The sequence below is a fragment of the Streptomyces sp. NPDC059455 genome, from assembly GCF_042750115.1.
GTDB lineage: Bacteria > Actinomycetota > Actinomycetes > Streptomycetales > Streptomycetaceae > Streptomyces > Streptomyces endocoffeicus.
In genome coordinates this window covers 59,982-72,361 of the sequence record NZ_JBHYVB010000011.1, presented here as the reverse complement: position 1 = coordinate 72,361, position 12,380 = coordinate 59,982, and the positions used below count along the sequence as shown (strand labels likewise).

The window sequence follows — 12,380 nt, the reverse complement described above, 5'->3', positions numbered from 1 at the left end:
AGGCTCGGTTCGCCTCCGGGGCGCTTCAGTCTCCCCCAGCTACCGCTGGGAGGTGCCCCCTGTCGACGGTCGACCGTGCTCGGTCGCTCGCACCTCGCTCCCTGCGCGCGCTCTCCCTTTCGACAGCGACGCGCCCCTTCGGCTCGCCCCCTGCTACCGCTGGGAGGTACCCCCTGCCGGAAGACCTCAGAACCCGGGGCTCTATGGCGCCCGGCCGCAACCGCCACCAGCCGATCATCCTGGGACCTCTCCGGCCTGGGACTGAAACGTGACCATCGGGGGGATTCCCCTGTCGGTGGCGTGTGATTACCTATCGCCAGGCGCGGCTGCGCGTTATCGGGTTTGCCGCGGGGGCGCGGCCCGGGGGAGGGGAGACCTGTTGTGAGGATGCGGCGGATACCGGGGGCGGCGCGGGGCGGCCGCAAGGGGCTTCTCGCGCCGCTGCTCGGGGCGTTGCTGATGGCGGTGGCCGCGTGCGGAGGCGGCTCCGACGACGGTAAGAAGGGCGAGGACGGCAAGGGCGACCGGCCCAAGACCTCGCGGGCCGTGGTGACCATCGCGCCCAAGGACGGCGCCAAGGGCGTGGACACCAACGGTGCGCTGAAGGTCACCTCGGCGAAGGGCACCCTGTCCTCGGTCAAGGTCAAGGACGCGAAGGGCACCGCGGTCGAGGGGAAGATCGCCCAGGGCGGGAAGAGCTGGCGGCCCGACGCCCATCTCCGCTCGGACACCACCTACACCGTGGACGCGGTCGCCAAGGACGCCCACGGTCTGACCACGGCCGAGCACGCCACCTTCACCACCCTCCGTCCCAAGAACACCTTCGTGGGCATCTACACCCCGGAGGACGGCACGACGGTCGGCGTCGGCATGCCGGTCTCGCTCCACTTCAACCGCGGCATCACCCACCCGGCGGACGTGGAGAAGGGGATAAAGGTCAGCGCCTCACCGTCGGTGCCGATCGAGGGCCACTGGTTCGGCAACGACCGGCTGGACTTCCGGCCGGAGGAGTACTGGAAGCCCGGCACCAAGGTGACGCTCCGCATGGACCTCGACGGGATCGAGGGCAGGCCGGGGGTGTACGGCGAGCAGCGGAAGTCCGTGACGTTCACCATCGGCCGCAGCCAGATCTCCGTCGTCGACGCCAAGTCCAAGAAGATGACGGTCAAGCGGGACGGCAAGACCATCAAGACCATCCCCATCACCTCCGGCGCACCCGGTCACGAGACCTACAACGGCAAGATGGTGATCAGCGAGAAGCATCCGGTGATCCGGATGGACGGCGCCACGGTCGGCTTCGACGGGGAGTACGACATCAAGGACGTGCCGCACGCCATGCGGCTGTCGACCTCCGGCACCTTCATCCACGGCAACTACTGGGCGGGGCGGCCCACGTTCGGTTCGTCCAATGTCAGCCACGGCTGTGTGGGCCTGTTCGACCAGCGCGGCGGAGGGGACTCCTCCACCCCGGCGTCCTGGTTCTTCCGCAAGTCGATCCTCGGCGATGTGGTCATCGTGAAGAACTCCCATGACGAGACCGTCCAGCCGGACAACGGGCTCAACGGCTGGAACATGTCCTGGGAGAAGTGGAAGGCGTGACCTCGGCCGGTGTCCGGGCGCCCCGTCGGGGGCGTCCCGGCGCCGCTCCCGGCATCCGACCGGCATCCGACCGGCATCCGACCGGCACCCGTCCCGGCATTCCTCCCGGCACCCGTCCCGGCACCACCGGCACGGCATCCCGCCCGGCACCCGCCCCGGCCCTCCGCTCGCGTGTTAGCGGGCGCTAACCTGCGCTCATGACTGTGAACCTCGAGGTTGCCGACGGCGTTGCCACCTTCCGCCTTGACCGCCCCCCGATGAACGCGCTCGATATCGCCACCCAGGACCGGCTGCGGGAGCTCGCGGCCGAGGTGACCCGCCGCGACGATGTGCGCGCGGTGGTCATCTGGGGCGGTGAGAAGGTGTTCGCGGCCGGCGCGGACATCAAGGAGATGCGGGAGATGGACCACGCCGCGATGGTGGTCCGCTCCGGTGAGTTGCAGGAGTCCTTCACCGCCGTGGCCCGGATCCCCAAGCCCGTGGTCGCCGCCGTCACCGGCTACGCCCTCGGTGGCGGCTGCGAGCTGGCGCTGTGCGCCGACTTCCGGATCGCCGCGGAGAACGCCAAGCTCGGCCAGCCCGAGATTCTGCTCGGCCTGATCCCGGGCGCGGGCGGCACCCAGCGGCTGGCCCGGCTGGTCGGCCCGGCCAAGGCCAAGGACCTCATCTTCACGGGCCGTCAGGTCAAGGCCGACGAGGCGCTCGCCATCGGTCTGGTGGACCGGGTCGTACCGGCCGAGGAGGTCTATGAGCAGGCCCATGCCTGGGCGGCGAAGCTGGCCAAGGGCCCGGCGATCGCGCTGCGCGCGGCCAAGGAGTCGGTGGACCGGGGGCTGGAGACGGACCTCGACAGCGGTCTGGCCATCGAACGGAACTGGTTCGCCGGGCTGTTCGCCACCGAGGACCGGGAGACCGGGATGCGCAGCTTTGTCGAGGACGGGCCGGGCAAGGCCACGTTCCGCTGACACCCGACCGGTTCCGATCGCCTCGGCCGGGGTTCGCGACGTCACCCCGGCCGAGGTCGTGGAGCCGGGTATGCCCCGTGCGAGCGAATTTTCTTCGCCAACGGTCGGCCCTCGACTGACCCGGTCCGGTACGCTGGGTGATCACGCGTACGCGCGGTGACATCGCTGGTCAGATGGGGCGTTGCGGTTCCCCAACTGCCTTTGGCATATGTCGGATCGGATTTATGGAGCCTGGGGCTCCGGTGTTCGGAATCCCACGGTTCCGCTCCGGATGGCCTTTTGGGCGGCCATGATGGGGGGCATGGCGGGCTTGGAGGGAATGGAGCAGCCGCAGCAGCGCACTGGTACGGCTGCGGTGCGGGGGGCGCCGTCCGTCGAGGACGACCTGGCCCTCAGGGCGCTTGACCTCTTCGGGAACCCCGCGTGCGAGGAGGTGCGGCTGCCCTCCCGCCCCGAGTCCGCGGGGACCGCCCGCCGGATGGCCGAATTCGTGGTGGCGCGGGACTGGGGGCTGGGCCTTCAGCTCGCCGAGCACACGGTGCTGCTGGTCTCCGAGCTCGTCGGCAACGCCGTACGGCATACCGGCGCCCGCACCTTCGGGCTGCGGATGCTGCGGCGGCGCGGCTGGATCCGGGTCGAGGTCCGCGACCCGTCCCGGGGGCTGCCGTGTCTGATGCCGGTGGGGGAGCTCGACACCAGCGGGCGCGGGCTGATGCTGGTCGATCAGCTCTCCCAGCGGTGGGGGGTCGATCTGCTGCCGTGCGGCAAGACGACCTGGTTCGAGATGCGAGTGGCCGAAAACTGATCGCACGTACGCCGCTGCGGATCTCCCGCGGAGGGTGAAAGAGGCTGAAAGGGGCCCCCGTGTTGTCGCGCGGCGACGGCACGGGGGCCTCTTCCGTCCCCGGCCATGGCGCGAAAGGGGTGTTCGCCGTGGCATTCGGGGGAAGCGACCTCGCTCGGGTCAATGGGGGTCGCGGGCCCGACTATCGCAGAGACGGTAGACCAGTTCCAAGCCAATCCCAGGTGAGCTGTAACACTTGCCTTGTTAATGGCGGGTAGAGTGGCAAATTTCCTTTGTTGTCGACCTGATTCTTTCGAAATTTCAGTGGTCCAGACCGTGACACGAAATCTTTCTTTGTGTGGCGGTTCTTGGCATGGCCCTGCCGAGGACTCACCATGGAACCGCGCTACGCGCGTCACACCCCCACGCGTCACCCCCTTTGTCCCCGCTACGACATTGCCACGACATTCGGGAGACCCCCCATGGAAGCGCACGGCCGCACCCCCACCCGGCGCGCCCTGCTCCGCTCGGGCGCCTACCTCGCCACCGCCGCCACCGGATTCGCCGCCACGGCCGCAACGACCACCACCGCCCACGCCGACGGCAGACACCGCCGCCGCGTGGCCGCCTATCCCCCCACCCACTGGATCCCGGCCTCCACCTCCAACTACCGCGTCTCCAGCCGCCCGACCTCGTATCCGATCGACTTCATCGTCATCCATGTGACGCAGGAGACCTTCCCGGACGCGATGAAGATCTTCCAGGACCCGGCCAAGCAGGTCTCCACCCACTACATGGTCGCCTCGGCCGACGGCTACATCGGGCAGTTCGTCCGGGAGAAGGACGTCGCCTGGCACGCGGGCAACAAGGACTACAACAACCGCAGCATCGGCATCGAGCACGAGGGCTGGGTGGACGACCCCAAGTGGTTCACGGACGAGATGTACGCCTCGTCCGCCGCCCTGACCGCGGCCGTCTGCGACCGCTACGGCATCCCCAAGAACCGCGACCACATCATCGGCCATGTGGAGGTCCCCGGCACCGACCACACCGACCCCGGCCCGCTGTGGGACTGGGACCGCTATATGAGGCTGGTCAACGGAGGGAGCCGGGTACGCCGCGGAGTCTGAGGCCGCGCACCGCGGCGTATGCCTCCGCCTCGTAGGCCGCGTACGCCGCGAACCGAATGCCGAGCGCGCCGTGACACGGCCGAGACGAACCGGCCACCCCCGACCGCTAATCTGTGCGGGTCAGGAAACGTATGGAAGGGGCGGAACAGGTGGCGGACATCGAGGCGGCGCGCAAGGCGTTCGAGCGGTATGACCTCAACGGTGACGGTCAGATCACCGCGGCCGAGTACAAGAGCGTGATGGCGCAGCTGGGGGACCCGTATGTCACGGAGCCCGTCGCCCAGGCCGTCATCAACGCCCACGACTCCAACGGTGACGGGCTGCTCACCTTCGACGAGTTCTGGGCGGCCCAGAACAAGGACGGCGAGAAGACCGGCTGAACGGGCCGTACGGACGACGGCGCGGCCGGCGCGCTCAGCGCCAGCCGCGCCGCTGTGCGCCGGCCCGTCGTCTGCGGTCGTTGCACAGCAGACAGCGGCCGTAGCCGGGCGGCAGCGGGTCGTCCGGATCCCCGTACAGCGGATCGACGGCCCCGCGCGGATGCTCCGGGCAGCCCGTGGAACCGTGCTCGGCGGTCAGCGATCCCGCCGCGGCGAGCGCCCGCCGCAGGGCGTCGGTGAGCAGCTCGGTCTCCGGCCCGGAGGGTGCGGCGTCCAGCGAGAAGGCGATGTCCGACGCGGTGGTGAGCGCGCTGCGGAGTTCGCGCAGGTCTGCGTAACTCATACCGGGCAGCGTAGGCGCCCCCACCGACAACGCCCCGAGGGGCCCGGGGCCTCCGGGACCCGGCCTCCGGGACCCGGTCAGGCCCTGTCCTCGACGTTACGCGTCCTCCGCGTCCTCCGCCGTGTGGACGTCCGCCACGTCCGCCACGTCCTCCGCCTCCTCATCGGCGGTGAGCGCCGCCCGGCTGGGGTCGGCCCAGGCCTGCAGCGCGGACTTGCTGGAGAAGTTCGCGACGTCCTTGTCCAGCGGGCGGTCGGTGTACTGATGGATCCGCCACTTCGCCTTGATGCGCGGCTTGCCCGCCGTCACGTAGTCCGCTATCCACAGGCCGTCGCCGGCGTACGACGTGGTGTCGTAGTTGAGCCAGAAGTTCCGGTTGCAGTAGAGCATGACCCGGTGCGTGGGCCGCAGCTTCTTGACCTCGCGGATGAACCGGTCCTTCTCGGCGTTGCTGGCGCGGGTGCCGGAACCGGTGGTCTCCCAGTCCACGGCGAGCAGATCGTGCTTCTGGGACGCGCACTTCTCGACGAAGTAGCGCGCCTGCGCCGAGATGTTGCCCGGCCACAGGAAGTGGTAGAAGCCGACGACGCATCCCGCCTTGCGCGCCCGGGACGCCTGCGAGGTCTGCTTCGGGTTGATGTACGACCGGCCTTCGGTGGCCTTGATGAAGACGAAGGCCAGTCCGTCCGCGTCGAACGTGGACTGGTGCGAACTCACGTCGATGCCGTGCAGCATGGCGCCTACCTCGGGTCAAGAACGGGTGAATACACGGGTGTTATTCCCCCTCTCGTACGCAGGACCCTACTGGGACGGGATCTCGATCCGCAGCCGTTCGGCGCCACACAAAGGGTGACGGGAGCGACGGGCGGGAGGAGAACGGGAGGAGAAGCGGACCCGAGGGTTTGGCCATCCCCCGGGCCCTGTTTCGAGGCGGCGTTCAGGGGCGTCCAGGGGGACGTTCCCGTCCCCGCGGCGGGCGGATGGTCCGCGCGTACCAGGCCGACGAGGCCACCGCCGGCCCGGCCGCGAGACCGGCCACGGCGATGAGAAAGACGACGATCAGCCAGGTCAGAAGGGTGAAAACGGGGCCGAGCGGGCCGAAGTCGCCGAGGCTGCGGGCCATGGCCACGGGCATGATCAGCCGGGAGAGGTAACCCAGCAGTACGGTTCCCACACCGGCGAACACGGCGCCCGGCAGCAGGTGGGTCCAGGTGACGCGGCCGCTCAGCAGGAGATGCTGGGTCCACCACCACAGCAGAACGGCCGACAGCAGGGACAGCGCCAGCCCGGAGACGATGCCCGTACCGAACCCCCTGCGCACCGGCGCCTGGACGAGGAGCACCGCGAGCCAGACGAGCAGCCACAGCAGCCAGCGCCACGCCGTCACACGCACCGCCGCCCTCGGCAGCCCCCAGCACCGTTCGCAGATCGCCTGGAGCGCCCTGCTGAACGCCGTCGCGGACACCAGGGCGACCAGCAGTCCGACGACCCCCGAGGTGTTCTTGGCCGTTCCCGGGGTGGTGAACGTACGGCGTACCTCGTCGAGGACGTCACCGCGCACGCCCACCACCGAGCGCAGGGAGTCGGCCAGGAGATGCTGCAACGCATCGGGGACGAAGGCCGCCACCGCCATCAGCAGGGGGAGGGCGGTGAGGAACGCCTGGGCCGCCAGCCGGGTGGCGGCCTCCAGCACGTTCACCGCCACCAGCCGCTCCAGGAACCGGGCGGCCGGACCGCCGCCGATGGCGGTCGTGACGCGCTCCCACAGCGCCCGCGGCCCCCTCATGGCATACCGCCCGGCCGCCCGGCCGTCAGGGATGCCCGGGACGGCCGCCCGTTGCGGGGCCGGACGCCGAGGGGCCGTCGGCGGCGGGGCCGTCCGCCGTGGGGCCAGACGCCGTGGGGCCGTTCCCCGCAGAGCCGCCCACCGCAGGCCCGGACGCCCCGGCGAGGATGCCGAGCAGTGCCAGGGCCCCCACGACGATGCCGAGGACGAGCCCGACGGACGCCGGAGTGGGGTGGTTCCACAGCACCAGGGCCAGCGCGCCGCCCGTGATCGCCACGCCGGTGGTCCAGGCCCGATGGGTGTCCAGCCAGCGGCCGAACCCCCCGGTGCGGGCTCCGACGCGGGCCAGGCCCCGGCCGATGGCGCCGGTGCCGCGCGCCGCGGCCGAGCGCACGACGCGGGCCCCGCGCCCGGGGCCGTACAGATACGCGGCGAGAGCGGTGACGATCGCGACGACGAGGAGGGTGCGGGTGCTTTCGCGCAGGAAGCGTACGAGCGTGTCGAAGATGAAGGCCGCCGGGCCCCGGGGCAGGGCCGTGGGCGGGACGGAGTCCAGATAGACGCCGCGCACCACGGCCAGGCCGACCAGCAGCGCGATCATCATCACCGCCGTGCCGATCCCGGCGGCCAGCAGCGTGAGCCGATGCGCGGGGGAGACCCACACGGCGAGCGCGGCGAGCACGATCGTCACAGCGGGCAGCCAGGTGCCGACGACGTCGAGGAGACGCATCGCGCCTTGCGCCTCGTCGAGCTTGTCCGTTCGCAGCAGCGTGAACTGCCGGTCTATATGGGGGATCTTGGCGGCCTTCTCGTAGCCCGCCCGGACGAGGCGCTGTTTGACGTTGTCGACAAGGGTGCCGATGTCCAGGACGACCGCGTTCCCGCGGGCCTGGACCGCGCTGGTGCCCTCACCGGTGAGGACCTTGACGACGGCGGCGTGGGCGCGGCGGTTGGCCGCGTCCCACACCAACGGGAACTGATCGCTGGTGATCACCTTGTGGACCACGCGGTGCACGGCGTTGGTGAGGGCGCTCTCCAGCGGCCCGCCGAGCATCCGGGTGCCGTCCACCACGACGGACGGGGCTCCGGTCTTGTCCAGGTTCCTGGCGAGGTGGGCGGTGATGGCGGGCACGTCGACCCGGTCGACCACGCGTTTGGTGAGCCGGTTGGTGACGGTGGACTGGACACCGGGATTCCTGGCGATCGGGGCGACGGTCTGGACATACCGATGAGGGTCGGTGATCTCTTCGTGCAGCCAGGTGGCGACGACGGCGAGCGGGGAGAGCAGGACCGCCAGGACGAGCAGCACACACGCGCCCGCGTGGTGAAGCCGCCGGTGACGTACGGCCGCCACCCCGCGCAGCCGCTCGTACTCCCGTCGTTCGCTTCCGCTCAGCGGGTGGGGCCCGGCGGGGCCGGAGGCGTCGGCGGACGGATCCATGGGTCCTCCTTCGCGCGGGGCGGAGGGAGGCGCCACCGGACGCAGGCCGGCGCCACCGGAGAGTGGCGGCGTCACGGCGCTGGTCACCCCGGTGGGCGGCGCATCTCCTCGATCCGCGGTCCGAGGTTCTGGAAACGCGGCGGCGGGCCGTTTCGATTCGCGGTGGTGAGCCGGAAGCCGGGAGCCGGTGTGGTGGCGCGATGGCGCGGTGGCGAGCCCCGCGCGGGGTACCCGTGGGACCGCCCTACCCGACGCCTCACGCCCCTGCCCTCGGGAGGTCACATGACGTCGGCGGCACCCTGGACGGCACGCCTGGCCCTGGTCGCGGGCGCCATGGCGGTGGTGGTCCTTCTCCTGTTCGCCGGGGCGCGGAGCGTGGTGCTGGTCGCGGTGGGGGCGAGCGGGACGGCGGTCACGCTGGCGGGCGTGTGGTGGACGCTCGTCCACAGAGGGCTGGTCAGGGCACTGGCCGTCGTGCTGGCGGTGGCTGCGCCGGTCGCCGTCCTGGTCCTGTACGTGCTGGCCGGGCTGTTGTGGGTGGTGCTGGTCTCCCTCGCGCTCTGGGCGCTGGCGGTCGCCTCGGGGCGGTTCGCGCTGGCGGAGGAGACCGGGCCCCAGCGCCCGGGGGAACGCCGGGTCGCACCGCCGGAACGGCCGTTCCTGATCATGAATCCGCGCTCCGGCGGCGGGAAGGTCGGCCGGTTCGGCCTGCCGGAGAAGGCGGAGGCGCTGGGCGCGCGGGTGGCCGTCCTGGACCCGGATCATCCCGTGGACGTGGCCGGGCTCGCCCGCCGCGCCGTCGAGGAGGGCGCCGATCTGCTGGGCGTGGCGGGCGGCGACGGCACGCAAGCCCTGGTGGCAGGGGTGGCGGCCGAGCGCGGTGTCCCCTTCGTGGTGATCCCCGCCGGGACCCGCAACCACTTCGCCCTGGACCTCGGACTGGACCGGGACGACCCGTCGGCCTGCCTGGAGGCGCTCACCGACGGTGTCGAGCTCCGCGTGGACCTCGGCTTCATCGGCGAGCGCGTGTTCGTGAACAACGCCTCGTTCGGTGCCTACGCGGCCGTTGTCCAGAGCCCCGCCTACCGCGACGACAAGGTCCGTACCACCCTTCAGCTCCTCCCCGACCTGCTGACCCACGAGACGGGGCCGGATCTCGTGGTGAGGGCGGGAGAGCTCGTCATGGACCGGCCACAGGCCGTCCTGGTGAGCAACAACCCGTACCGCGCGGGCGATCCGGCGGGCCTGGGGCGGCGCGAACGGCTGGACGCCGGTGTCCTCGGCGTACTGGCGGTCACGGTCGACTCGGCCGCACAGGCGGCCGGACTGCTGCGCGGCCCCAACGCGCCCGGAGTGGTATCCGCGACCGTCCGGGACGTGGCCGTAGACACACGGGAGCCGACCGTCCCGGTCGGCGTGGACGGTGAACCCCTCACCCTGCGGACTCCCCTCCACTGCCACATCGCGCCGGGCGCCCTGCGCGTACGGGTCCCGAGACACCGCCCGGGGATACCGGCCGGCAGACCTGCCATGGACTGGCACAGGGTGCGGCGACTGGCGCTGACCACCGTCAGGACGGCGGCGGGGCGCGGGCCGCACCGATCGCGCCTACGGCGCGTGCGGGTGCCGCGCACCTCCTTCCCCGTCCGCCGGGAAACGGAGGGCCCGGGCGTCGGCCGTCCACTCGACGCCGCCTCGCTCCGGCCGGAGGAACGCGACGCGATCGCTGCTCATCCGGTGGTCGAAGCACAATTCGGCGACGCTGTGCACCGCCTGCACCACGCCGGTACGGCCACTGGCCGGGTCGTACGCCACCTGGCCGGGGGCGGGCACTGGACGGGTGCTGGGCTGTGGCTGACCGAGCTGGTGGTTCATACGGCTCGTCCTTCGGGCTGGCGGGGGATGTGGACGGTGTGGGCGGGGTGGCGTCGGCGCAGTACCTCGTAGTCGGTGGCCTTGCTGTGGTCACCGGCTCGTCTGGCCTGTTCGCGCAGTGCCGCGTAGTGGCGGCAGGTGGGGCAGGTGTCGTTCAACGGTCACTCTCCGGTGTGGATGCGGGTGTGGGTGTGGGCAGCTGTCGGCGCCGTGCGAGGTCTTCGGGGAGCGCCCCGCAGAAGAGGACGTACGGGGTCCCTCCCACCGGTGGCTCGGCCGGGCCCGCCGAACTCCAGCCACGTCGCCGCGCCACTTCCCGCATCTCGCGGGTGACCCGGTCCGCGACGCGATGTCGGGTGGATTCGGTGATGTGTTCGGAGGGAAACACCATGGGGGGGTTCTTCCTGACCGGGATGTGTCTTGCGAGCTTTAACCACTCTGTGTACTCCCAGCGTTGCCCTGCGGGGCCGCGCGCAACAGGGATCGGGGCACACCAAGAGGCTTGGGGTGAGGGGAGAACCACAGGTGAGTGAGGCGAAGGAAGGCCAGGAACCGTCCAGCGGGGCGGCGTTCCTCGGAGCCGAGGTACGGACCTGGCGGTTACAGGGGGAGCTGAGCCAGCGGGAGTTGGGCTTGAAGGCCAACTACGGGCAGCAATATGTGGCCAAGGTGGAGGCGGGCGAGCGCTTGGCCAGCCCCGAGTTCGCCGACGCGTGCGACCGGGTCTTCGGCACGCCGGGCACGTTCGCGCGCCTGCGGAGGCGGGCCAGCCAGCACGGCTATCCGGACTGGTTCGTGCCGTACGTGCAGTTGGAGCGGCAGGCGACAGGCATCTCGAACTACTCGGCGGCGCTGGTCATGGGCATGCTCCAGACCCCCGAGTACGCGTGGGCGGTCTTCCAGGCCGCGCATCCCCGGGCGAGCGCCAACGAAATCGACGCGAAGATCGAGCGACGGCTGCGGAGGCGTGAGGTGATGGAGAAGAACGCGCCTCCGCTGCTCTGGTGTGTCTTGAACGAGACTTGCCTACGCACTGCGGTGGGCGGCCCAGAGGTCATGGCCGCACAGCTCGCTCACCTCCTGAAGGAGGCGGAGTCTCCGCACCTCACCCTTCAGGTACTACCGTTCGCGGTGGGGGCATCCCCAGCGGCAGAGAGTTTCACGGTCCTGACCTTCGACGAAGGGCCCAACGTCGCCTACGCGGACACGGCGATTGCAGGCCAGCTCATCGATTCACCGGAAGCGGTGGCAAACGCGACAGCTACCTACGACCGACTGCGGGCTGCCGCTCTGCATCCCGAACAGTCACTGTCCATGATCCGTAGTGCAATGGAGGAATACACCTGATGAGGATTGCCCTCGACCTGTCCCGTGCTGAGTGGGTCAAGTCCAGCTACAGCAACGGCAATGAAGGTGAGTGCGTGGAATTCGCGCCCGGCATAGCCGCCACTGCCGGTGTCGTCCCCGTCCGCGACAGCAAGCACCCGGCAGGCCCCGCCCTCGTCTTCCCCGTGGAGGCGTGGACTTCGTTCACGAGCGCCGTGCGCAGCGGAAAGTTCCCCGCGCTCTGAGGCGCCGCACCGAGCGGCCTCGTCGTCCTCGCGCGCACATGAGAGCAACGGGGCCGCGCCCCACGCCACCCTCCATGCGTCAAGAGTTCTCGGAATGTCGGCGTGGGTGATCCAGCCTCTTAGGTCTGCCCCACGAAGCCGTAAGGAAGTAGATCCACCACACCGGGTTGATGAAATTGAACCAGTTCTTCCTGCTCTTCAGGTGCTTTTCCCAGTAGGCATCTTGTTCTTCCACTGAGCCAGTGAGTTTGGCAGGGCAGTAGCCAAAAGTCGGAACAAGGTCCCGTACGGTGGGTGGCCGCCACAGACGGAGAGCGTAGACCATCCAAGCGCCATGCGATGCTGACAGCCCGGAAGGTCTCACATCGACTCGTGCGCCGTGGCAGCAGACTTCTACCCCTTTTGACGCAAGGCCGGGCCGCATGGAGCGCAGTGCTTCGAACACGTTGTTGCCCGTGGCTGTGGCTTCAACGCCATGAGGTGATTCCAGGCGCAAGTGCCATGGC

At 70.3% G+C, this 12,380-nt stretch carries 11 protein-coding genes and 1 pseudogene; 8 read left to right on the top strand and 4 right to left on the bottom strand.

Annotation, left to right across the window (positions count from 1 at the left end; genetic code table 11):
- The first annotated feature begins 387 nt into the window (after window positions 1-387).
- The 5 genes from ACFXB5_RS05910 to ACFXB5_RS05890 all read left to right on the top strand — a co-directional run bounded on the left by ACFXB5_RS05910 (window position 388) and on the right by ACFXB5_RS05890 (window position 4,858).
- Window positions 388-1,599: an Ig-like domain-containing protein gene (locus ACFXB5_RS05910; protein WP_385202875.1), complete on the top strand. Its 1,212-nt coding sequence runs from the start codon at window positions 388-390 to the stop codon at window positions 1,597-1,599.
- Window positions 1,600-1,796: 197 nt separating this feature from the next.
- Window positions 1,797-2,564, top strand: a complete 768-nt coding sequence (locus tag ACFXB5_RS05905) for an enoyl-CoA hydratase/isomerase family protein (RefSeq protein WP_385202874.1) — start codon at window positions 1,797-1,799, stop codon at window positions 2,562-2,564.
- Between the two features lie 301 nt (window positions 2,565-2,865).
- Window positions 2,866-3,369 carry an ATP-binding protein gene (locus ACFXB5_RS05900; protein ID WP_044569715.1) on the top strand — a complete coding sequence of 168 codons (504 nt, stop codon included), beginning with the start codon at window positions 2,866-2,868 and terminating at the stop codon, window positions 3,367-3,369.
- A gap of 461 nt (window positions 3,370-3,830) precedes the next feature.
- Window positions 3,831-4,478, top strand: coding sequence for an N-acetylmuramoyl-L-alanine amidase (locus ACFXB5_RS05895; protein ID WP_385202870.1), 648 nt, complete (start codon window positions 3,831-3,833; stop codon window positions 4,476-4,478).
- Window positions 4,479-4,627: 149 nt separating this feature from the next.
- Complete coding sequence (locus ACFXB5_RS05890; protein WP_385202945.1) at window positions 4,628-4,858, top strand: EF-hand domain-containing protein; 231 nt, start codon at window positions 4,628-4,630, stop codon at window positions 4,856-4,858.
- A gap of 34 nt (window positions 4,859-4,892) precedes the next feature.
- Here ACFXB5_RS05890 and ACFXB5_RS05885 read toward each other — a convergent pair whose 3' ends face one another.
- The 4 genes from ACFXB5_RS05885 to ACFXB5_RS05870 form a co-directional block, all read right to left on the bottom strand.
- Window positions 4,893-5,201, bottom strand: coding sequence for a hypothetical protein (locus ACFXB5_RS05885; RefSeq protein WP_020868286.1), 309 nt, complete (start codon window positions 5,199-5,201; stop codon window positions 4,893-4,895).
- Window positions 5,202-5,297: 96 nt separating this feature from the next.
- Window positions 5,298-5,936 (bottom strand): glycoside hydrolase family 25 protein, encoded by a 639-nt coding sequence (locus ACFXB5_RS05880; protein WP_385202867.1) that lies wholly within the window; start codon window positions 5,934-5,936, stop codon window positions 5,298-5,300.
- A gap of 202 nt (window positions 5,937-6,138) precedes the next feature.
- Complete coding sequence (locus ACFXB5_RS05875) at window positions 6,139-6,987, bottom strand: YhjD/YihY/BrkB family envelope integrity protein (RefSeq protein ID WP_385202864.1); 849 nt, start codon at window positions 6,985-6,987, stop codon at window positions 6,139-6,141.
- Between the two features lie 25 nt (window positions 6,988-7,012).
- Entirely contained in the window at window positions 7,013-8,428 is a 1,416-nt protein-coding gene (locus tag ACFXB5_RS05870; protein WP_385202861.1) for a hypothetical protein, read from the bottom strand.
- Window positions 8,429-8,710: 282 nt separating this feature from the next.
- Here ACFXB5_RS05870 and ACFXB5_RS05865 point away from each other — a divergent pair.
- The 3 genes and pseudogenes from ACFXB5_RS05865 to ACFXB5_RS05855 all read left to right on the top strand — a co-directional run.
- Window positions 8,711-10,021, top strand: a pseudogene (locus ACFXB5_RS05865) (diacylglycerol/lipid kinase family protein); the annotation flags it as partial.
- A gap of 807 nt (window positions 10,022-10,828) precedes the next feature.
- On the top strand, window positions 10,829-11,650 hold the full coding sequence (locus ACFXB5_RS05860) for a helix-turn-helix transcriptional regulator (RefSeq protein ID WP_385202858.1): 822 nt from the start codon (window positions 10,829-10,831) through the stop codon (window positions 11,648-11,650).
- A complete protein-coding gene (locus ACFXB5_RS05855) occupies window positions 11,650-11,874 on the top strand; it encodes a DUF397 domain-containing protein (RefSeq protein ID WP_385202855.1) in 225 nt (74 codons plus the stop codon). Before ACFXB5_RS05860 ends, ACFXB5_RS05855 begins: the two co-directional genes overlap by 1 nt.
- The last annotated feature ends 506 nt before the right edge of the window (window positions 11,875-12,380 follow it).

What these genes read in the sequence shown, in the direction of transcription:
- ACFXB5_RS05885 (WP_020868286.1), bottom strand. Translation starts at nt 5,201, where the DNA reads ATGAGTTACGCAGACCTGCGCGAACTCCGCAGCGCGCTCACCACCGCG.
- ACFXB5_RS05880 (WP_385202867.1), bottom strand. Translation starts at nt 5,936, where the DNA reads ATGCTGCACGGCATCGACGTGAGTTCGCACCAGTCCACGTTCGACGCG.
- ACFXB5_RS05855 (WP_385202855.1), top strand. Translation starts at nt 11,650, where the DNA reads ATGAGGATTGCCCTCGACCTGTCCCGTGCTGAGTGGGTCAAGTCCAGC.
- ACFXB5_RS05870 (WP_385202861.1), bottom strand. Translation starts at nt 8,428, where the DNA reads ATGGATCCGTCCGCCGACGCCTCCGGCCCCGCCGGGCCCCACCCGCTG.
- ACFXB5_RS05895 (WP_385202870.1), top strand. Translation starts at nt 3,831, where the DNA reads ATGGAAGCGCACGGCCGCACCCCCACCCGGCGCGCCCTGCTCCGCTCG.
- ACFXB5_RS05875 (WP_385202864.1), bottom strand. Translation starts at nt 6,987, where the DNA reads ATGAGGGGGCCGCGGGCGCTGTGGGAGCGCGTCACGACCGCCATCGGC.
- ACFXB5_RS05910 (WP_385202875.1), top strand. Translation starts at nt 388, where the DNA reads ATGCGGCGGATACCGGGGGCGGCGCGGGGCGGCCGCAAGGGGCTTCTC.
- ACFXB5_RS05900 (WP_044569715.1), top strand. Translation starts at nt 2,866, where the DNA reads ATGGCGGGCTTGGAGGGAATGGAGCAGCCGCAGCAGCGCACTGGTACG.
- ACFXB5_RS05905 (WP_385202874.1), top strand. Translation starts at nt 1,797, where the DNA reads ATGACTGTGAACCTCGAGGTTGCCGACGGCGTTGCCACCTTCCGCCTT.